Genomic DNA, 19,218 nt, shown 5'->3' on the forward strand with positions numbered 1-19,218 from the left:
AGGAGAAACACTATGATGTTAGCGAATAAAACGATCGTCATTACCGGCGTATCATCTGGTATCGGTGCAGACGTTGCGCGTCTTGCACGCTTTCATGGAGCTAAGGTTATTGGCATTGATCGCCATGAATCCAGTATGACGCTGGATGGTTTTGTTCAAATTGATCTTGGTAATCCAACGGCGATTGATGCCGCTTTGGTTGCCTTACCTGAAAAAATCGACGCTTTGTGTAACATTGCCGGTGTGCCTGGCACGGCGGATGTTGAACTGGTCGGGCGGGTAAATTATTTAGGATTGCGCCATTTAACCGAAGCACTAATACCGAGATTCAACACGAATGCTAGCATCGTGAATGTGGCTTCTGTGTTGGGCATTGAATGGCCTCAGCGTTTAGAAAAACACAAAGCACTGGCTGACACTTCGTATTTTGAAGAAGGTGTGGCTTGGTTAAAGAAAAATCCCGTCCCTCAAGAAACCTGTTACCAATATTTCAAAGAAGCCTTGATTGTTTGGTCTACTCAGCAAGCTTTTACCTGGTTCCGTGATCATGGTGTGCGTATGAATTGCGTGGCTCCGGGTCCTGTTTTTACGCCCATTTTAGGCGATTTTGTGTCCATGTTGGGTGAGGAAAGAGTTCAAAAAGACGCCGAGCGTATGCTGCGTCCTGCTTATTCCGATGAGGTGGCAGAAGTCATCGCTTTTCTTTGTTCTGATGCTTCCCGTTGGGTGTGCGGTGTCAATATTCCGGTCGATGGTGGTTTGGCGTCTACCTATCTTTAAAAAGTCAGAATATGGTAGATCGACGAAAGCTAATAAGCCTGTGATTATGCTATATCGCAGGCTTATGTGTTTTTTAAATGATCACTTTTCAGTTTTGTTTATTCTTCTTTAGGCGATAAGCCAATTGTGGTCTGCTTAGGCCAACTCGTCTTGCGGCTTCAGATAAGTTTCCTTGCGCATTGTCTACGGCTTCTTTCAAAAGATTATGTTCTAGCATTTCAATATCGATAGAATCCTTGCCGCCTACGAATTGAGAAATGTGTTCTAGCAACGAGCTTGTAGGCTCTGTCTGTGTCTTTGAATGGCTCAAATTTCCTTGGTTATTGACCGAATAAATAATTTCGTCAGGAATGGGCTTCATTTCTAAACAAATGCGGAAGGTCAATGGGACTTCACCTTCTTCTGATGCGATCACGCCGCGTTCCATTAGGTTTTGTAGCTCACGAATGTTACCTGGAAAACCATAATTTAATAGCGCTCGTCGCGCTGTTTGTGTCATGCCAGATGGCGCTTTTTGATGCAATTGGCAAAAGTGATGATAGAAGTGATTAATGAGCAGTGGGATATCGGCTTTTCGCTCTCTTAATGGTGGTAAATGAATAGGGAATACGTTTAAACGGAAAAACAAGTCTTCACGAAATTCGCCCTTTTCAACGGCTTTGCGCAAGTCCACATTGGTTGCAGCGATGACTCGTACATTGACTTTGATAGGAGTGATGCCTCCGACTCGCTCTACTTCTCTTTCTTGCAAAACGCGCAGTAATTTGCTTTGCCCTGCTAAGTTCAGGTTACCAATTTCATCAAGAAAAAGCGTGCCGCCATTGGCTCGTTCAAAACGTCCCGGACGGCTAATAGTGGCTCCAGTGAAGGCGCCTTTTTCGACGCCAAATAACTCGGATTCCATGAGATTTTCAGGAATGGCGGCACAGTTAAATGCGACAAAAGGACCCGATTGGCGACTGAATTTATGCAGCATACTGGCAAAAAGTTCTTTACCCACACCAGACTCTCCTGTGAATAACACGGTGGCGCTGGTTGGTGCGACTTTCTGTAGAGAATGGTTTGCGGCTGTGAAGGCGGCGGAAACACCAATCATTTTTGGTTGGTCGTCTAGCGGTGCTGGCTCCATTTTATCGAGCTGTGGGTCTGGTCTGACGCTGATGTTGGCATCGTTGGTGGTGACATTGAGAAAACGAATGTCGTCTTCAATATTATCCCAAAGCTCTGACGATTTACCGATGACTCGGCAGATTGAATGCCCCATGGACTGGCATTCCACTTCGCGGAAAATAACCAAAGAACCGACTAAACCCGAGACATAGCCGATGGCGTAGCCTAATTCCATCCAGCAAGCGGGTGAACTGCCAATGCCATAAGCGGCAATATGCTCTTCATCTTCACTGCTGTGATGCCAAAGAAATTCACCATCATACAAGCCTTTTTCGGTATCAAATTCAAAGTGAATAGTTTCCACTTTGACGACGCCTTCTAGCCCATGAAGATGCGTACCAGCAGTGAAAATGGACGCAGGGTCAGAATCTGGCCAACGTTTTTGAATCAGTTCAGCATCTCTTAGACCCGATAAATAACCCGTTCGAGTAAGAATATCGCGCGATTTATCGAGGCCAAGTGAATCAATCATTTCTCGACGTAACAATCCAAATGACGAGCTATGGATCAGCAGCATGCGTTGATCGTCTAACCAAATACGGCCATCGCCGGGCGAGAAAAATAGGCACTCGGTGAGTTCTTCTACGGTGGGCGCGTGCTGACCGTCTAGTTCACGGGAGCTGCCTTTAAGGAGGATTTTTTGGTTGCTCTTGGCCATATCTGCCAATGAGATGCGCTGCAAGTTTGTCATTATTATTTTCCTCTTTCACCTAATTGATGAAATGGTGAACTGCTTTTCCTTTAGTTTTGATTGAATTTAACGATATCGTCAAGTCTATTGATTCAGTTGTATCCTTCAACGTCCTGTAATATTTTTGGTTTATTAGAATTAATTGTTTATATATCAATAGTTTGAGGTTTTTTTATTTTGATAAAAAAATAGACACAATATATCGGCATAGGTATTGCTCTGGTTTTGTTATCTACTAAGTCGTTCTCTTGAACAGGTGGGATGAGTGATTGATGTGGAAACCTAATAAAAATAAACAGGAGAATACACATGACGATATCTGTACTTGAATCCAAAAAATGGTCGGGTAAGTTTTTCACGGGCGACTGGGTTGCTGCTTCAAACAAGCAAGACGTTATGGAGCCAGCAACCGGGAAAGTATTGAGCGAAGTGGGGATTGCTACGGCAGACGACGTGCATTTGGCGTGTCAGCAGGCGACGAAGGCGCAAAAAGAGTGGCTCAATGTCCCTCCTAGAGACAAAGCGGCGTTATTCCACAAAGCCGCGGCTTTCATGCAAGACAATTTTGATGAGTTGGCCCTGTATGTGGCGCGAGAAACGGGCGGGATCATCCCCAAAGGTCAGCACGAAATAAAAGAAGCCATTGTCATTTTGCAATTGGCAGCCAATATGACCTTGGAACCAAATGGTTTAACTTTGCCTTCTGTACCAGAAAGAATGTCTTATGCAACACGCAAACCTATCGGCGTCATTGGTGTTATTTCTCCGTTTAACTTTCCATTAATTCTGTCTATTCGTTCCATTGCCCCCGCGTTGGCGACCGGTAATGCGGTGGTCACCAAACCCGATCCACAAACGCCAGTCACTGGTGGTTTTATTCTTGCTCTGGCGTTAGAAGCCGCAGGCTTTCCAAAAGGCTTATATCAGGTTCTACCGGGTACCGTTGAAGCAGGCGAAGCGCTTTGTAATGCGCCAGAAATTGGTATGGTGGCCTTTACTGGCTCGACAGCAGCGGGTCGAAAGGTGGGCGAGGCTTGCGGACGTAACTTGAAAAAAGTCTCTCTTGAATTAGGTGGTAAGAGTTCGCTGATTGTCTTGGAAGACGCCGATTTAGATGTGGCAGCCAGTAATATCGCGTGGGGCGCGTATTTCCACCAAGGTCAAATTTGCATGGCATCAGGCCGTATTCTCGTTCAAGAAAGTATTGCGGAAGCATTGACGGCAAAAATAGTCGAAAAAGCCCTACACCTACCTGTAGGTGATCCAGTCTCTGGGACAGTAGCCTTGGGGCCGTTGATTAATTCTCGTCAACTTGAAAAAGTGCATTCTATCGTTCAAGACTCTGTAGCGGCTGGCGCTAAGTTAGAAGCGGGTGGGACGTATGAAGGTCCTTTCTATGCTCCAACGGTATTGAGTAATGTCAAACCCGGTATGCGTTCTTTTGATGAAGAGATCTTTGGTCCAGTAGTGAATATTGTCACCTTTGAAAGCGATGCCGAAGCCGTTGAAATGGCGAATAACACCCAATATGGCCTAGCGGGCGCAGTGATCTCGAATGATCTTTCTCGCGCACAAGGCATTGGTGCTCAGCTACATGTTGGCTTATTGCACATCAATGATCAGACCGTGAACGACGAATGCATCAACCCATTTGGTGGTTGTGGCGCTTCGGGCAATGGCAGTGCGGTGTGTGGGTCCGCAGATTGGGATCTATACACCCATTGGCAATGGGTGACAGTAAAGCAATCTGCTACGCCTTATCCTTTTTAATCAAACAAATAGTAAAGCCTCACATTCATCATGCGGGGCTATTTTTTTTACTTGTTAGCTTGTTGTTAATAGTCAGTTGTAATTCTTCAATAAACATTTGAATGAGTGTTGATTGGCGTTCTCTGTGTAGTGTGATGCCTAATGTGCATTCTGGGTTGGGTAAGCGAATGGGGATTTGCTTTAAGCGTGGATTGAGTTGCTTGATGTTCCAGTCATCGTAGAAAAGGAGCGCTATGGCATCGCTGTGAATGACGAGCTCTTCTGATGAGGCAAAGGTGAGCATTTCAAGGGCTTGGATCGGTGGTTTGTTATCGATACTGTAAAATAAGCTTTCGAAATAATCCCGAATTGGGGTGCCATGGCGTGCGACAATCCAGCGTTCGTTGGTTAAATCATTGAGGGTTTTGGCGTAGTCATGTACGGGGTGATCAGCCCGTGCGATTAAGGCATATTGAATGTCTAACAAGGGCAGTTCGATTAATTCTGGATGAATCGGGCCTTTTCTCATGAGACCGAGAAAACAGTCTATTTCTCCTTGACGCAGGGCATTTGCCAGCATGTGATAAGGGCCTTGCATGGCTTGTAAACGAATCCCCGAGTGTTTTTTAAAGATAGCAGCAAACGCGATGGGAACGATATCTTGGCAGGAAAAGGACAGCATGCCGACAGACAACCTTCCTGTCAGTTCGTTGGGTAAGGATTGCAATGTTTGCTGAAAGGATTGGGCGATAGGAGAGATTCTTAGCCATAACGAAGCGAGTTGTTTCGCTGCTGTGTTCGGTATCAGCCCATGGCGTGCACGTGAGAAAAGCGGCTGTTGTACCATGTTTTCGATTTCTTTTAGCGTTTTGCTGACCGCTGGTTGTGTCATGCCCAAGGTTTGCGCGGCCAGCGAGGCACTACCGACTCTCACCACGGTTTCAATCGTCACCAGATGACGCCATTCCACGTAGGCTCTTAGTTTGAGCAATGCTGTGGTATTTTCTTGTAAATGGCGCTCTGTATCGGCAATGGCTTGTAAGAGATTGTTGCACGATGAGATCACTACTTCTCCTTTAGCGGTTGGCTCTGCGCCACTCCAACCACGAGTGAATACACTCATTTGTAAGGCTTGTTCTGCTTGAGACAGAGCCTCGAGACACGCTGGACTGGCTCAGGTTAAGCGAAACGCTAGCGTCTTTTTCTGTGCCTTTTTTCATGATCTCAGTGATTACACGGCATTGTTTGAGCGACAGTGGAAAGCTGGCAATAGGGTTGTTCATTTGGGGCCTTTATATAAGCGTTTTGTCCGTCTTATCAAGATAATGTTTTCAAACTCATAACGTAAGATATAACTAAAATTAAAGCTATGTTTTTAATTGTGCATATGATGGTCGGTTTTTTTCTGTGTATCTTTGAATAAAACACAGTCTACGCAGTTCATTTCACACATTCAGTTTAGGCGAGATGAGAATGAATAATAACAATAAACCTTACAGCAATATTCCCGGTACAACCGTATTTGACGGGGATATGGCCAGAGTCGGTTTTCACCTTAATCAATTTTGTATGTCGCTCATGCAAGCCTCCAACCGTGACGCGTTTAAGCAAAATGAGCGTGCCTATTTAGATCAATGGCCAATGACTCAAGCGCAGAAAAACGCCGTGCTCGCGCGGGATTTCACTCAGTTAATCGCTCTTGGTGGCAATATCTATTACCTCGTTAAACTCAGTTCAAGTGACGGGCTTAGTGTCGCTGCCGCCGTTTCCACTATGACCGACTTATCTCCTGAAGATTACATGGAAATGATGCGTAATGGCGGTCGTTCACCAGAAGGCAATCGCTTTACTCATAATAAAGAGTTTGACGAAAAAGAATCTGACAAAAAATCGTCCAAGGAGTAGCAGTAATGGCCAAAATAATTGCAGGATTGGGGACGTCTCACATTCCCTTGCTTGGACACATTATTGATAAAGGTGAGAGCAGCGCTGAAAAATGGGCACCAATATTCGATGGCTTCCAGTTCACCAAACGTTGGATTAAAGAGCAAAAACCGGACGTGGTGATCTTGGTGTACAACGATCATGCAACAGCGTTTGATATGAAAATTATTCCGACCTTTGCCATTGGTTGTGGAGAAGAATATCGCCCTGCGGATGAGGGTTACGGTGCTCGTCCAGTGCCCATCGTGAAAGGTGCTCCTAAATTAGCATGGCACATTACTGAGTCGCTGATTAAGCAAGGGTTTGACATGACCATCGTGAATGAGATGGACGTGGATCATGGCCTTACGGTGCCACTGTCTATGGTGTTTGGTGAGGTAGAGGAATGGCCTTGCCAAGTGATTCCTTTGGCGGTGAATACCGTCGTGTATCCCGCACCAACGGGAGAGCGTTGCCTTGCTTTAGGGAAAGCGATTCGAGCGGCGGTTGAACAATTTCCAGAAGATCTAAATGTTCAAGTCTGGGGAACGGGCGGCATGAGTCACCAGTTATTGGGCGAACGTGCTGGCCTAATCAATCGGGAATGGGATCTGGCGTTTATGGACGACTTACAGAGCCACTATGAGGCGTTAGCTAAGATCTCTCAAGTGGAATATATCCGCGAGTCCGGTACAGAAGGGAGCGAAATGGTAATGTGGTTGATCATGCGCGGTGCCCTAAATCACGATGTGAGAGAAATTCATCGCCACTACCATGTGCCGGTATCCAACACGGCGTTGGGTCATCTGATATACGAAAATGTTAATGAAAAGGGAGAATAAATCACAATGAATGTGCGCGTAACTAGACCCAAACTGGTTTGTTTAGCTGGTTTGCTATGTGATCAACGGATGTGGGCAAGCATTGCTGCTCAATTAGAAAAAGAGGCCGACGTTAAGGTTGTAAGCTTCGCAGGCTTTGATGATTTGACCGCCATGGCGCAGCATGTGTTGGCCAATGTGGAGGGGAATTTCGCCTTGGCTGGCCACTCTATGGGCGGGCGTGTGGCATTAGAAATTCATCGTCTTGCGCCGCAACGTATCACGCACTTAGCCCTATTGAATACGGGGGTGCACCCAAAGTCAGACAAGGAAATTCCAGGGCGCATGCGCTTGCTTGAAGAGGCAAAAAACCAGGGGATGTCAGCCTTGGCTGAGCAATGGTTGGTTCCCATGATGTCACCTAAAGGGCGTTGTAATGCAGAACTGATGACGACGTTAACGCACATGGTGGAATCCTATTCGCTTGAGGATTTCGAAAAGCAGATTCATGCCTTACTTAATCGACCGAATGCGGAAGAACAGCTTGCGCAGATATCTGTGCCTACTTTGCTTTTGTCTGGTACAGAAGACACGTGGAAGCCCTGTTGAGCAGCATCAAAAAATGCAACAAAAGATCCATGGCAGCGAACTGGTGGTGATTGACGGTGCTGGGCACATGGCCCCAGTGGAAGAGCCGGTAGAAGTTGCTAATGCCTTGAAACATTGGCTACAAAAAAACCGCCAAGCCCGAAGCGATCAAACAATAGAAGACATGCTGATTGAGTGGCAATGTCAAAAACGCGTTACGCATTCGATTAACCTGTTGGATCAAGGGCGTTGGCAAGCGTTAGCCAATTGTTATACCGAGGATGGTGTCTTGTTTCGTCCCAGTGCACCGACTGTCAAAATCGAAGGGCGTGAGGCGATTTTAGCGTCTTTTACATCGCGTCCGGCCAAAGAAACCTGCCATGTTTTGGCCAATCAAGAAACTCAAATTATTAATGCAAAACACGCTGTTGTGACATCGAGAGTGGTGTTGTTTGCCGCGAATAAAAAAGTGGATCACATTGAGAGCATGGTGCAAGCCAATGCGGATGTGTTCATTGGTCGTTTTGTCGATGAACTAAAAATGATTGAAGGTGAATGGCTGATTGCCAAAAGACAAGGTTCGATTGAACTACACTACAAAGGCACTGCATGTTGAATAAGGGGGCATTGAAAGGTTAGGTAATGGGCGGAAAGCTCATGCTTGAGAACAGTGGATACAGCATTTTCTATGGAATCAGGGCGCTCCGTTGATTCGGTCTGTCCGTTACAAAAATAACAAAGCCTTCAGAGGCACTAAAGTAGCATTGGGAGAAACGACATGACATTCAATAAATTGGTTATTGCGGCTTCAGCAGCGATCACGCTATCCAGCCAAGTATTTGCAGAGGAGTTGAAATTTGCCAGCTTTACTCCGCCATTTCATACCATTAATGCGTCCGTCATTGAGAAACTAAATACGGATCTTTCTGCGGCCACAAATGGCAATTTAACCGTGCGTGGTTATCATGGCGGGGAACTCGGAGCCGGCCCTGCGGAACAATACGTTCGTGTGTTACAAGGCGCTGCAGATATGTCTTGGGGCTTACCGGGTTATACCTCGTCACAATTTGGTAAAACCATGATCGCTGAGCTGCCTGGGGCAATTCCTGAAGATATGCCCGGATATGAAGCGTTATGGCGTGCCTACGATAAACACCTAAGCCAAGAGTTTCCAGGTACCAAACCATTGGCACTGTGGACTTCTGAACCCAATATTTTCATCATGCGCAACAAGGTAATTCGCACGCCTGCTGATCTTGCTGGGCTTAAAATTCGTGTAGCGGGAACAACCGCTGCTGAGGTGGCAAAGGCATTAGGCGCAACGCCTGTGCAAATGCCAGCAAGCCAAATATATAACGCCATGCAAACTGGTTTGATTGATGGCGTTATCACGGGCGCGTCGACATTGACAGATTTTAAGCTTGATGAGGTGGCGGATGCGCTAACGCTAGGAGCACCATTAGGTCGTTTGGCTTTTTATACGGTATTAAACCGTAGTGTTTATGATGGGTTAACTAAGGAAGAAAAAGCCGCAGTGGATGCTGCCAGTGGAGCCGGATTATCCAAGAGTGCCGAAGACGCTTGGATGAGTACGGCAAACGCTGCGCTTGAAACGGCGAGAGCGGATGGTGCCAACACCATCACAGAACTAACGGATGCCGAAAAAGTGGCGTTTGCGCAGGCGGTTTCTGGTGTTATTCAGTCCTATGTGAAAAGTGTCGGTGGTGCTGCCACGCTTGACGCCATGCAAGGCAAGTAATTTATGCTGAACGCAACACGTAAACTGGCGGACAGGCTCATTGCCCTGTCCGCTGCAGTGGGGGCTTTAGGGCTGATCGTTGAGGTCATCATCTTGCTAGCCGATGTCATTGGTCGTGCCTTTGGCGCGCCAATCTACGGCTCGCAAGACATGATTACTATGACTATGGTGATCGTTGTTTTTGGCGCAATGGCGTTGTGTGATCGCCAAGGGGGGCATATTTCCGTTGATCTTTTTGAACGCAGTTATCCCGCATGGCTTAATCGTATGATTGATATTTTTTCGGCGCTGTTGGGCGCGGTTATTTTTTTCGGTATTGCTTACGCCGTTAATGAAAGCGCTAAAATCTCAATGATGCTGAATTTATCAACTAACCTTTTGCGTCTGCCTAAAGCGTGGTTTCAAAATGGCTTGTCTATCTTGGCCTTATTGACGGCGGCAGGAATGGCACTACGTGCCATTGAGCTGATCCTCTCAGGTCGTGACATTCGTAAAGTAGACACGGATAAAGGAGGCATGGCATGAGCGCGGCAATGATAGGATTTATTGGCATCTTGGTTATGTTTGCTTTGTTGGTGCTGCGGGTGCCGGTGGCGTTTGCCATGTTTTCGGTGGGTTTTGTCGGCATTACTATATTGGACAGTAGTCGATCTGCACTGAGCTTGTTGGCATCGGAAACCTTTACTTTGGCATCTTCGCCTGAGCTGGTGGTTATTCCGCTGTTTATACTGATGGGGAATGTCGCCTCAGAAACGGGCATGAGTCGAAAACTGTACGATGCGGCTTATGCCATTATTGGTCAATTCCGTGGCGGATTGGCATCGGCGACCGTGATTGGTTGTGGTGGTTTTGCCGCGTTGTCTGGCTCATCTGTGGCATCGGCTTTGACCATGGGGAAAGTAGCGCTAGGGCAGATGGACCGCTTTAAATACAACACGCGCTTATCTACTGGCGTGGTGGCGGCAGGCGGTACTTTGGGCATCTTGATTCCGCCCTCAACCGGCTTCGTTATTTATGCGATTCTCACTGAGCAGAGTATCGGACGCTTGTTTTTGGCGGGTGTTTTGCCGGGCATCATGATGTTGCTTCTCTTTATCTTTGTCATCATGGTGATTTGTTGGTTTCGTCCCGAATTTGGTCCAGCAGGGCCTGCCACGAGCTGGCGCAATAAAGGCAAGGCGCTATTAGGGGCGGGGCCAATTATTGCAGTGATACTACTGACCATCGGTGGCATTTACAGTGGGGCTCTTTTCGCCCGTTGAAGCGTCCGCTGTCGGTGCTGGCGTGGTAATACTGGTGGGCTTATTCACACGCGTTTTATCTCTACAGGCACTGTGGCGGGCCGCTCGCGATGCGGTAGTGACAACAGCGACAGTCATGTTGATCTTGATTGCCGCGCATTTGATCAACCCATTTATGGCGCTCAGTCATATTCCTACTGCGGTCGGAGAGGTATTGTCTGGGTTAGGATTGGGTGTCACGGGAACACTGATTCTGATTCTGGCGATTTATCTAATTTTAGGCTGTTTTTTGGAAGGCTTTGCCATGTTGGTACTGACCTTGCCAATCTTCTTTCCCATTATTATGGCCCTTGGCATTGATCCAATTTGGTTTGGTGTACTGACGGTTCTGACGCTCGAAATGGGGCTAATTTCACCGCCTGTGGGCATCAATGTGTTTATTGTTAAATCGGTCGCACCGAATGTGGAATTAGGTGATATTTTCCGTGGTGTGCTGCCTTTTTGGTTAATGATGATACTGGCGGTTGCCTTGTTGATTCTTTTTCCACAGATTGTACTCTTCCTTCCAAATACCATGTTTGGCTGAGTATTGTGCATAAAAAATGCCCATGTTATGACAACATGGGCATTTTTATTTGAACTGAAACAACCAATGCTAAGCTGGTGCTTGCTCTGTTTTTAGTTTCTCTAGAACTTCTTCAATCGCGCTTTTAAAGACTTCTGCAGGTTGTCCACCTGAAATCGCGTAGGCATTGTTGATGATGACGGTTGGTACCGATGTGATGCCGTTTTGTTGCCAGATCTTTTCTTGTTGGCGCACGTCATCAGCAAAGTGGTTGTTCTCTAAAATGCCTTTTGCCGCAGCAGGGTCTAGGTTCACACTGGCCGCTAAGTTGGCGAGAATGGTGTGATCACTGATGTCTTGATTGTGGGTAAAGTGCGCTTTGAATAACGCGCTTTTGAGTTCCGCCTGCTTGCCTTCTAACTGTGCCCAATGCAACAAACGATGCGCGTCAAATGAATTGCGCATGCGGCTTTCCGTTGTAAAGTTAAAATCAAAGTCGATCTCTTTGCCGCGCGCTTGAATCATGGCGCGGTTTTGTTCAGATTGAGCTTTGTTGATGCCATATTTTTCGGTGATATGTTCGTCTAAATTTTGACCTTCAAGAGGCATCTTGGGGTTCAGTTCAAACGGCTGAAAAGTTACGGTCGCATCGACTGTGTCATTCAGCTGCTCAAGTGCTTTATTGAGATTGCCTAGACCAACCACGCACCAAGGGCACATGACGTCAGAGACAAATTGAATATCCAATGGTTCTTTCATGGCTATGTCCTCGATGTTTAATAATGACTATTCTTATGGGCAGAGTCGGAAATTAAAAGCGTTTGACGAGAGAAAACAAGGCAGATGCTTTTTGTTTACAGAATCTAAGCGATTTATAAGGTATCTAGACAGGGTGTCAAACAATACAAAAGAAAAGCGGCTCATAATGATTTACGTGCCGCTGCTTTGGGGATCGGGAGAATCACCTGTTTGCTAGACAATCCCAGCATCAACGATAAAGTTTTGTCCCGCACAAGCACGGCTGTCCTGAGAAGCAAGGAATAACGCCATGGCGACAATATCGTCCGGTTGAATGCGGAATTTAAGCGACTGCACATCGATAAACTCCTGATCCAATTCAGGGGTTAACCAAAGTGCTTTTTGACGTTCTGTCACCACCGCTCCTGGGACAATCGAATTAACACGAATACCGCGTGGGCCAAGCTCTCGTGCCATGGTTCGCGTCATGGTGTGAATCGCCCCTTTTGATGTGGTGTAACCCACCATACCAGCACGGCCACGCATCCAACTGATCGATCCCATATTGATAATACTGGCGCCTTCTTTCATCCATTTAGCGGCCGCTTGCATGCCAAAGAAATGCGGGCGCATGTTGATGTTTAGGCAGTTATCCCAGTATTCCGGTGTGACGTCTTCGATTTTATGACGGTCGTCTTTGCCCGCGTTATTGATTAAGACATCTAAGCGGCCCAGTTCTTGAGCAGCGTCGTCTATTGCAGATTGTAAGGAGGCAATGTCACGGACGTCGACTTGTCTAAACCAAGGGGTAACGTTGAATTCGTCGCTGAGTTTCTGATTTAAGGCAGCGGAGCTGGCCTCATCGATATCGATGTAAGCAACTCGTGCGCCTTGCTTTATAAAGTGATGAACAAGGTATTCGCCAATCCCTGAGCCACCGCCAGTGATAAACACGACTTTGTCTTTTAAGGAAGGGTATTGGTTGGTTAATGTCGGCATGTATTATTCTCCGATCGACAAACAATGGGTGTGCTCATATCTAAATGAACACACCCTACAAGTTTTGATTTATCCGTTATTTATCTGCTATTTATCTAAACCGGCAACACAAACGTATTTGGTGTTGATGTAGTCTTCAATGCCATATTTAGAACCTTCACGACCCAGACCTGATTCTTTGTAGCCACCAAATGGCGCGACTTCTGTGGCGATGATACCTGCGTTAACACCAACCAAACCTGTTTCTAACGCTTCCGCTACACGGAAAATACGACCGATATCACGGGAGTAAAAGTAAGACGCTAAGCCGTACTCTGTGTCGTTCGCCATCGCGATCACATCGTCCTCTGTTTCGAATTTGAAGATAGGTGCTAAAGGACCAAAGGTTTCTTCTTTGGCAAACAGCATGTCTTGTGTAGCGTTAGCGATAACGGTTGGATGATAGAAGTTGTCGCCCAGTTCATGGCGTTTGCCACCAGTGACGACTTTACCGCCTTTTTTGATGGCGTCTTGTACGTGTTCGTCCACTTTGTCGACGGCGGCGCGGTTAATCAGCGGGCCTTGTTCGACACCGCTTTCAGTACCGTGACCGATTTTCATGGCGGCAACTTGCTCCGCGAATTTTTCAACAAAGGTATCGTATACGCCAGCTTGAACATAGATGCGGTTGGCACAAACACAAGTTTGTCCGGCATTGCGGTATTTTGACATCATGGCACCTTTAACGGCTTCATCGATGTCGGCATCATCAAACACAACAAAAGGCGCGTTGCCACCCAGTTCAAGAGAGACCTTTTTTATGGTGTCGGCACAGTCTTTCATCAGCAATTTGCCAATAGGCGTAGAGCCTGTGAACGTGAGCTTACGAACAACGGAAGAGTCCGTGAGAGTTTTGGCGATTTGGCTCGCTTTACCCACAACAATATTAATCACGCCTGCTGGGATGCCGGCTTCAATGGCAAGAACCCCCATGGCTAAGGCGCTTAATGGTGTTTCGGAAGCAGGCTTGATGATCATGGTACAGCCCGCAGCAAGGGCTGGACCGGCTTTACGAGTGATCATGGCCGCAGGGAAGTTCCACGGCGTAATCGCCGCACACACGCCAACCGGTTCTTTCATCACAAGAATACGACGATCTGGTGCGTAAGTTGGAATCATGTCGCCATAAATGCGTTTGCCTTCCTCGGCGAACCATTCAATAAAAGAGGCGGCATAGCCAATCTCGCCGCGAGATTCTGCTAAGGGTTTGCCTTGTTCAGCGGTCATCAATGTCGCAAGATCTTCTTGGTTGGCCATTAATAGGTCATGCCAGCGACGCAATAATGTCGCGCGCTCTTTGGCGGTTTTCTTTTTCCAAGTTTTTTGCGCGACTTCAGCAGCAGCAATCGCTTGTTGTGTTTCAGCAGGACCAACACTGGCAATGGTTGCGACTAATTCACCCGTTGCTGGGTTGAACACATCCAATGTGTTGCCTTCAGAAGACTCAACCCACTCTCCATTGATTAAACATTTTGTTTGCAGGAGTGATTTGTTCTTTAGTTCAAGCATTGCGGTACCTCTCGTTATTGAATACGTCTTATTTTTAGGTTGTTACGATTTTGTCTGTTTCAAGTGATTATTTTTTTGTCGCTGTTTTTGCTCACTATGTTTCATGGGTAAGGGGATAGTTCTTGACTTTTTTTATGTCCTATATATTCTCTTATGTCTTATATAAGAGTTATATCACAAGTTTTAAGAAGCCGTAAACAAGCTGCAATCGTTAATACGGCAAATGATAAAAATAAACAGAGAAAAGAACAGGACTACATCATGGCAAAACGTATCGAAGACCTGCGCAGTCAGCGTTGGTTTGCGCCTGACAATATGCGCGCGTTTGCGCACAGACAGCGAACCCAGCAAACGGGTTATAAGCGCAGCGATTTCATGAATCGCCCCGTTATTGGCATTATTAATACTTGGAGCGATATCAGTACGTGTCATACCCATCTTAGAGAACGAGTCCCAGTTTGTCAAAGAAGGCATCATTCGCGCTGGCGGTTATCCATTGGAAATGCCAGCTATGTCACTTGGCGAAGTGATGGTGAAGCCAACCACCATGATGTACCGAAATTTCCTTGCGATGGAAACCGAAGAACTGCTTCGTAGTCATCCTATTGACGGTGCGATTTTAATGGGCGGTTGTGACAAAACCACACCGGGCCTATTAATGGGCGCCATCAGTATGAATATTCCTGCTATTTATATTCCAGCAGGTGCGAGCCTAAACGGTAATTTCAAAGGCGAAAAAATTGGTACGGGCACTCATACCCGAAAATATTGGGATGAAAAACGCGCGGGTAATTTGAGTGATGAAGATTGGCTTGAATTGGAAGCCAAAATGACGCGCTCGGTGGGAACGTGCAACACCATGGGCACCGCGTCTTCGTTAACTTCTATGGCGGAAGTCTTGGGCTTTTGTTTACCCGGCTCTGCGACCATTCCGGCGGCCGATTCGGCTCACCAACGTCTTTGCTCTCTTGCGGGCGAACGCATTACCAAAATGGTGTTTGAAGACCTGACACCTAAAACCCTCGCCACCAAAGAAGCTTTTGAAAACGCCATTGTCACTTATGTTGCGCTGGGTGGTTCCACCAACGGCATTATTCATTTGATCGCCATGGCGGGGCGTGCGGGCATTGATTTGCCTATGTCCTTGTTTGATGAATGGGCGCGTAAAGTGCCTGTTATTGCTAATTTAATGCCTGCTGGCGAATACCTAATGGAAGACCTGTTTTACGCGGGTGGATTGCCGGCGTTATTAACGCGTTTAAAAGATTTTCTGCACCTGGATCAAGGCAATGTGAATGGTCGTACCTTGGGTGAGAACTTGGAAGGCGTGGAAATTTACAACGAAGACGTGATTCGTTCTCTAGATAACCCGGTTAATGACCGCGGCACGATTGGCGTGATCACTGGAAACCTCTGTCCAGATGGCGCGGTGTGTAAACCGTCTGCGGCGTCTCCGCATTTATTGAATCATCGTGGCAAAGCTTTGGTGTTTGAAAACCACGCGCAAATGAACGCACAGATCGACGATCCGGATCTGGATGTGGATGAAAACACCGTTTTAGTGCTGAAAAATGCGGGGCCAATTGGTGGTCCGGGCATGCCTGAGTGGGGCGGTTTACCGATTCCGAAAAAGCTTTTGCAAAAAGGTGTGCGTGACATGGTGCGCATTTCGGATGCCCGCATGAGCGGCACCCACTATGGCACCTGTATTTTACACGTCGCGCCTGAATCTTATGTTGGCGGGCCGTTGGCCTTTGTTCAAACCGGCGATTGGATCGTGTTGGATGTAGAAAAACGCACGCTGAATTTAGAGATTAGTGATGAAGAAATGGCCGCAAGAAAAGCGGCTTGGGCACCGCCACCGCCAAAGTTTGCCCGTGGTTATGGCGCTATGTTTTCAACTCATGTCACCCAAGCCAATGAAGGGTGCGATTTTGACTTTTTACAAGGTGACGCTGTCATCGATGAACCGGAGATATTCTAAATGAGCAAGACGATTAACCCATTTAAACAGCGTTTACTGGACGGTCAGAAGTTGATTGGTGGTTGGACGCTGTCTGGTAGTCCGACGGTGGCAGAAGCGATGGCGTTTTTGAATTATGACTACTTGGTGGTGGATTTAGAACACAGCCCAGCCAGTGTACATGACACGACGCCCATTTTACGTGCGATTGAGCAAACACCAACAGCCGCCGTGGTTCGTATGCCCAGCCATGATCCGATTGCCATTAAACAGGTATTAGATCAAGGCGGTATGACCTTGTATTTCCCATTTGTGGAATCGGTGGAAGAGGCGAAGGCCATTGTTCAGGCCAGCATGTATCCGCCATTGGGCAAACGTGGCTTTGCCAAAATGCATCGTGCGGCGCGTTATACCACTCGTGAAGATTACCCTGCGGCAGCCAATGAGCAAGTGTGTTTGATTCCCCAATTGGAAACTGTTGAAGCGTTAGCGTTGGCGGTCGAGATAGGTCAGCTTGATGGCGTCAGTGCGGTATTTATTGGCCCAGGAGATTTGTCGATGACCATGGGGTTGCCAGGACAAGTTAATCATCCTGATGTGCGTGCCAAAATCGTGGCCTGTGTGACCGCCTGTAACCAAGCTGGAATTCCCGTAGGAACCGTGATGCCAACCCCTGACGATGCAAAGTGGGCGTTAGAAATTGGCTTTAGTTTTGTGTCGATTGCCAATGATCTCGCCAATATGTTGGGACAGTGTAAGGCGCATTTAGCGCAAATGAAAAACTCATAAAGGTGTCTCTATGCTTTTATTAATAAGAATAATAACGCTATTAGGGCGGCTGAATTCGGCCTTGATATTTGTATTTAAGTATTTGGCGATCGGTGCCGTGGCCATTATGACAACGACCATTTTAGTACAGGTTTTTTGTCGTTATGTGCTGAATGATTCTTTGCCTTGGTCGGAAGAGCTTGCCCGCTATTTGATGGTGTGGATGACGTTTCTGATGTTGCCTGTGGTGTCCCGTACGAAACAACATGCGGCCCTCGATATTATTTTGGGGTCTTTGCCCAAACGATTGAGCTTGTTACTTGAGCTGGTGTTGTATGTGTTGGTCGGAATCGTTTTGTATTACGCCTTTAATAAAAGCTTAGATTTCGCCCTAAAGGGAACGCGTATGTTAGCCACGGCGCTGCCGATTACCAAAGCTTGGTCTTATATGGCGATGCCGGTTGGTTTTGGCGTCATGATGTTGGTGTATACCGAGCTTTTCTTGATTGGTATTACGCGTCTTTTTAATGAATCTAATGGCGACAAGTTTGTGTTGTCTGATAGCGAAAGCGAGGCATAACCCATGGGCATTTCATTTTTCTGGATTTTGCTTTCTGTCATGTTTTTGGGCATGCCTGTCGCGTTTGCCTTATTGTTTGCGCCGGGTCTGAGTCTATTTCTGGAAGGCAAAGAGATGTTCTATCTCTTGCTCACGCAGCGTTTATATAACGGTATCGATAGCTTTCCTCTAATGGCAATTCCGTTTTTCATGTTGGCGGGTGAGGTGATGAACCGCAGTGGTATTACTTTGTCGCTGGTACAGGTAAGCCAAGCCTTTATCGGTCATTTGCGCGGTGGTCTGGCGCAAATCAATATTTTGTCTTCCATGTTGTTTGCAGGTCTTAGTGGTTCAGCCGTGGCGGATTGTTCGGCTTTAGGGAAAATGCTAATCCCTGCAATGGAAAAAAACGGTTATTCGCGACGTTTTGCGGCGGCCGTAACGGCGGCCTCTTCGGTGATTGGTCCGATTATTCCACCCAGCGGCATCATGATTTTGTACGCCTTTGTGATGAACGTATCGGTGGGTGGTTTGTTTGCGGCAGGCATTATTCCAGGTATTTTGGTTGGCGTAAGCTTAATGATCATGACCTGGTTTTTGGCTCGTCGCCGCGGATACAAAGTGGCCTCTGAAAAAGCCACATGGAAAGAGCGTGGTACGGCGGTTAAGCAGGCTTTTTGGCCTCTGCTGACACCTGTTATCTTGCTCGGTGGGATTTTGTCTGGGGTGTTTACACCAACCGAAGCCGCTGCAGTTGCGGCGGCGTATGCTTTGTTAGTCAGCCTTTTGTCACGAACCATGACAATGAGCAGTTTGCCGAGTTTATTCTATGCAACAGCGAAATCGTCTGCGGTGATCTTGTTCCTAGTCGGCAGTGCTGTGGCATTTTCGGCGGTAATTAGTTTGTCCGGTGCGCCACAGAAAATAGCCAGTATCATGGTGACATTAACGGAAAATCCGTTGTTGCTTCTATTGATTATTAACATTTTGTTGTTATTTGTTGGCATGTTTTTAGATGCAGGCCCAGCGATTCTTATATTGGGGCCGATTCTTGGTCCTATCGTGACACAATTTGGTATTGATCCATTGCACTTTGCCATCGTGATGTGTGTGAACTTAACCATAGGTTTGACGACGCCACCAATGGGCTTGGTGCTGTTTGTCGCGTCCAGTGTGAGTGGTGAGCGAGTTGAGACGATCAGCCGTGAAATGCTGCCGTATTTGGCCGTGCATATTCTGGTTATTCTGCTGATTACGTATATCCCAGCATTGACCATGACCTTGCCTCGTTTGCTTGGCTTTGCCTCCTAATGGGACGTAAGCAATTAGTTCTCGGAGTATTTAAGAAGGTAACAA

At 46.9% G+C, this 19,218-nt stretch carries 20 protein-coding genes; 15 read left to right on the forward strand and 5 right to left on the reverse strand.

Annotated features, from left to right (window positions below):
• The first annotated feature begins 12 nt into the window (after positions 1 to 12).
• Entirely contained in the window at positions 13 to 780 is a 768-nt protein-coding gene (locus tag ONZ52_RS18015) for a coniferyl-alcohol dehydrogenase (protein ID WP_265220063.1), read from the forward strand.
• 88 nt (positions 781 to 868) lie between these two features.
• Here ONZ52_RS18015 and ONZ52_RS18020 read toward each other — a convergent pair whose 3' ends face one another.
• Positions 869 to 2,641, reverse strand: a complete 1,773-nt coding sequence (locus ONZ52_RS18020; RefSeq protein ID WP_265220064.1) for a sigma-54-dependent Fis family transcriptional regulator — start codon at positions 2,639 to 2,641, stop codon at positions 869 to 871.
• Between the two features lie 309 nt (positions 2,642 to 2,950).
• Here ONZ52_RS18020 and ONZ52_RS18025 point away from each other — a divergent pair, with 309 nt between their 5' ends.
• Positions 2,951 to 4,411 (forward strand): benzaldehyde dehydrogenase, encoded by a 1,461-nt coding sequence (locus ONZ52_RS18025; protein ID WP_265220065.1) that lies wholly within the window; start codon positions 2,951 to 2,953, stop codon positions 4,409 to 4,411.
• A 28-nt stretch (positions 4,412 to 4,439) separates the two neighbouring features.
• Here the strand turns inward: ONZ52_RS18025 and ONZ52_RS18030 are convergent, their stop codons facing one another.
• Positions 4,440 to 5,513 (reverse strand): LysR family transcriptional regulator, encoded by a 1,074-nt coding sequence (locus ONZ52_RS18030; protein WP_265220066.1) that lies wholly within the window; start codon positions 5,511 to 5,513, stop codon positions 4,440 to 4,442.
• 350 nt (positions 5,514 to 5,863) lie between these two features.
• Here ONZ52_RS18030 and ligA point away from each other — a divergent pair, with 350 nt between their 5' ends.
• From ligA to ONZ52_RS18070, 8 genes are all read left to right on the forward strand, one after another.
• Positions 5,864 to 6,295 (forward strand): protocatechuate 4,5-dioxygenase subunit alpha, encoded by a 432-nt coding sequence (ligA, locus tag ONZ52_RS18035; RefSeq protein ID WP_265220067.1) that lies wholly within the window; start codon positions 5,864 to 5,866, stop codon positions 6,293 to 6,295.
• 5 nt (positions 6,296 to 6,300) lie between these two features.
• Complete coding sequence (locus tag ONZ52_RS18040; protein ID WP_265220068.1) at positions 6,301 to 7,155, forward strand: class III extradiol dioxygenase subunit beta; 855 nt, start codon at positions 6,301 to 6,303, stop codon at positions 7,153 to 7,155.
• A gap of 6 nt (positions 7,156 to 7,161) precedes the next feature.
• Entirely contained in the window at positions 7,162 to 7,743 is a 582-nt protein-coding gene (locus ONZ52_RS18045; RefSeq protein WP_265220069.1) for an alpha/beta fold hydrolase, read from the forward strand.
• A gap of 13 nt (positions 7,744 to 7,756) precedes the next feature.
• Positions 7,757 to 8,338 (forward strand): nuclear transport factor 2 family protein, encoded by a 582-nt coding sequence (locus tag ONZ52_RS18050; protein ID WP_265220070.1) that lies wholly within the window; start codon positions 7,757 to 7,759, stop codon positions 8,336 to 8,338.
• A 162-nt stretch (positions 8,339 to 8,500) separates the two neighbouring features.
• A complete protein-coding gene (locus tag ONZ52_RS18055) occupies positions 8,501 to 9,481 on the forward strand; it encodes a TRAP transporter substrate-binding protein (protein ID WP_265220071.1) in 981 nt (326 codons plus the stop codon).
• Between the two features lie 3 nt (positions 9,482 to 9,484).
• A complete protein-coding gene (locus ONZ52_RS18060) occupies positions 9,485 to 10,006 on the forward strand; it encodes a TRAP transporter small permease (RefSeq protein ID WP_265220072.1) in 522 nt (173 codons plus the stop codon).
• Complete coding sequence (locus ONZ52_RS18065; protein ID WP_265220073.1) at positions 10,003 to 10,743, forward strand: TRAP transporter large permease; 741 nt, start codon at positions 10,003 to 10,005, stop codon at positions 10,741 to 10,743. Before ONZ52_RS18060 ends, ONZ52_RS18065 begins: the two co-directional genes overlap by 4 nt.
• Positions 10,721 to 11,308, forward strand: coding sequence for a TRAP transporter large permease subunit (locus ONZ52_RS18070; RefSeq protein WP_265220074.1), 588 nt, complete (start codon positions 10,721 to 10,723; stop codon positions 11,306 to 11,308). The genes ONZ52_RS18065 and ONZ52_RS18070 overlap by 23 nt, the downstream gene beginning before the upstream one ends.
• 69 nt (positions 11,309 to 11,377) lie before the next feature.
• Here ONZ52_RS18070 and ONZ52_RS18075 read toward each other — a convergent pair whose 3' ends face one another.
• The 3 genes from ONZ52_RS18075 to ONZ52_RS18085 all read right to left on the reverse strand — a co-directional run bounded on the left by ONZ52_RS18075 (position 11,378) and on the right by ONZ52_RS18085 (position 14,572).
• Positions 11,378 to 12,046 (reverse strand): DsbA family oxidoreductase, encoded by a 669-nt coding sequence (locus ONZ52_RS18075; RefSeq protein WP_265220075.1) that lies wholly within the window; start codon positions 12,044 to 12,046, stop codon positions 11,378 to 11,380.
• Between the two features lie 213 nt (positions 12,047 to 12,259).
• Positions 12,260 to 13,024: an SDR family NAD(P)-dependent oxidoreductase gene (locus ONZ52_RS18080; protein WP_265220076.1), complete on the reverse strand. Its 765-nt coding sequence runs from the start codon at positions 13,022 to 13,024 to the stop codon at positions 12,260 to 12,262.
• A gap of 87 nt (positions 13,025 to 13,111) precedes the next feature.
• Positions 13,112 to 14,572 (reverse strand): NAD-dependent succinate-semialdehyde dehydrogenase, encoded by a 1,461-nt coding sequence (locus tag ONZ52_RS18085; protein WP_265220077.1) that lies wholly within the window; start codon positions 14,570 to 14,572, stop codon positions 13,112 to 13,114.
• A gap of 261 nt (positions 14,573 to 14,833) precedes the next feature.
• Here ONZ52_RS18085 and ONZ52_RS18090 point away from each other — a divergent pair, with 261 nt between their 5' ends.
• Genes ONZ52_RS18090 through ONZ52_RS18110 form a run of 5 tightly spaced genes read left to right on the forward strand, consistent with a single transcriptional unit; the run spans position 14,834 to position 19,173 of the window.
• Positions 14,834 to 15,169 carry a hypothetical protein gene (locus ONZ52_RS18090; RefSeq protein ID WP_265220330.1) on the forward strand — a complete coding sequence of 112 codons (336 nt, stop codon included), beginning with the start codon at positions 14,834 to 14,836 and terminating at the stop codon, positions 15,167 to 15,169.
• Positions 15,075 to 16,556, forward strand: a complete 1,482-nt coding sequence (locus ONZ52_RS18095) for a dihydroxy-acid dehydratase (protein ID WP_265220322.1) — start codon at positions 15,075 to 15,077, stop codon at positions 16,554 to 16,556. Before ONZ52_RS18090 ends, ONZ52_RS18095 begins: the two co-directional genes overlap by 95 nt.
• Positions 16,557 to 17,324: an HpcH/HpaI aldolase family protein gene (locus tag ONZ52_RS18100; RefSeq protein ID WP_265220078.1), complete on the forward strand. Its 768-nt coding sequence runs from the start codon at positions 16,557 to 16,559 to the stop codon at positions 17,322 to 17,324.
• 10 nt (positions 17,325 to 17,334) lie between these two features.
• On the forward strand, positions 17,335 to 17,883 hold the full coding sequence (locus ONZ52_RS18105) for a TRAP transporter small permease (protein WP_265220079.1): 549 nt from the start codon (positions 17,335 to 17,337) through the stop codon (positions 17,881 to 17,883).
• A 3-nt stretch (positions 17,884 to 17,886) separates the two neighbouring features.
• Complete coding sequence (locus ONZ52_RS18110) at positions 17,887 to 19,173, forward strand: TRAP transporter large permease (RefSeq protein ID WP_111608301.1); 1,287 nt, start codon at positions 17,887 to 17,889, stop codon at positions 19,171 to 19,173.
• Positions 19,174 to 19,218 lie beyond the last annotated feature (45 nt).

Origin of the sequence: Marinomonas rhodophyticola (assembly GCF_026113935.1) — a bacterium.
Lineage (GTDB): Bacteria > Pseudomonadota > Gammaproteobacteria > Pseudomonadales > Marinomonadaceae > Marinomonas > Marinomonas rhodophyticola.

Excerpts from the sequence above, each read along its gene's own strand:
- ONZ52_RS18015 (WP_265220063.1), top strand. The coding sequence starts at position 13 with ATGATGTTAGCGAATAAAACGATCGTCATTACCGGCGTATCATCTGGT.
- ONZ52_RS18020 (WP_265220064.1), bottom strand. The coding sequence starts at position 2,641 with ATGACAAACTTGCAGCGCATCTCATTGGCAGATATGGCCAAGAGCAAC.
- ONZ52_RS18025 (WP_265220065.1), top strand. The coding sequence starts at position 2,951 with ATGACGATATCTGTACTTGAATCCAAAAAATGGTCGGGTAAGTTTTTC.
- ONZ52_RS18030 (WP_265220066.1), bottom strand. The coding sequence starts at position 5,513 with ATGAGTGTATTCACTCGTGGTTGGAGTGGCGCAGAGCCAACCGCTAAA.
- ligA (WP_265220067.1), top strand. The coding sequence starts at position 5,864 with ATGAATAATAACAATAAACCTTACAGCAATATTCCCGGTACAACCGTA.
- ONZ52_RS18040 (WP_265220068.1), top strand. The coding sequence starts at position 6,301 with ATGGCCAAAATAATTGCAGGATTGGGGACGTCTCACATTCCCTTGCTT.
- ONZ52_RS18045 (WP_265220069.1), top strand. The coding sequence starts at position 7,162 with ATGAATGTGCGCGTAACTAGACCCAAACTGGTTTGTTTAGCTGGTTTG.
- ONZ52_RS18050 (WP_265220070.1), top strand. The coding sequence starts at position 7,757 with ATGCAACAAAAGATCCATGGCAGCGAACTGGTGGTGATTGACGGTGCT.
- ONZ52_RS18055 (WP_265220071.1), top strand. The coding sequence starts at position 8,501 with ATGACATTCAATAAATTGGTTATTGCGGCTTCAGCAGCGATCACGCTA.
- ONZ52_RS18060 (WP_265220072.1), top strand. The coding sequence starts at position 9,485 with ATGCTGAACGCAACACGTAAACTGGCGGACAGGCTCATTGCCCTGTCC.
- ONZ52_RS18065 (WP_265220073.1), top strand. The coding sequence starts at position 10,003 with ATGAGCGCGGCAATGATAGGATTTATTGGCATCTTGGTTATGTTTGCT.
- ONZ52_RS18075 (WP_265220075.1), bottom strand. The coding sequence starts at position 12,046 with ATGAAAGAACCATTGGATATTCAATTTGTCTCTGACGTCATGTGCCCT.
- ONZ52_RS18080 (WP_265220076.1), bottom strand. The coding sequence starts at position 13,024 with ATGCCGACATTAACCAACCAATACCCTTCCTTAAAAGACAAAGTCGTG.
- ONZ52_RS18085 (WP_265220077.1), bottom strand. The coding sequence starts at position 14,572 with ATGCTTGAACTAAAGAACAAATCACTCCTGCAAACAAAATGTTTAATC.
- ONZ52_RS18090 (WP_265220330.1), top strand. The coding sequence starts at position 14,834 with ATGGCAAAACGTATCGAAGACCTGCGCAGTCAGCGTTGGTTTGCGCCT.
- ONZ52_RS18095 (WP_265220322.1), top strand. The coding sequence starts at position 15,075 with ATGCCAGCTATGTCACTTGGCGAAGTGATGGTGAAGCCAACCACCATG.
- ONZ52_RS18100 (WP_265220078.1), top strand. The coding sequence starts at position 16,557 with ATGAGCAAGACGATTAACCCATTTAAACAGCGTTTACTGGACGGTCAG.
- ONZ52_RS18105 (WP_265220079.1), top strand. The coding sequence starts at position 17,335 with ATGCTTTTATTAATAAGAATAATAACGCTATTAGGGCGGCTGAATTCG.
- ONZ52_RS18110 (WP_111608301.1), top strand. The coding sequence starts at position 17,887 with ATGGGCATTTCATTTTTCTGGATTTTGCTTTCTGTCATGTTTTTGGGC.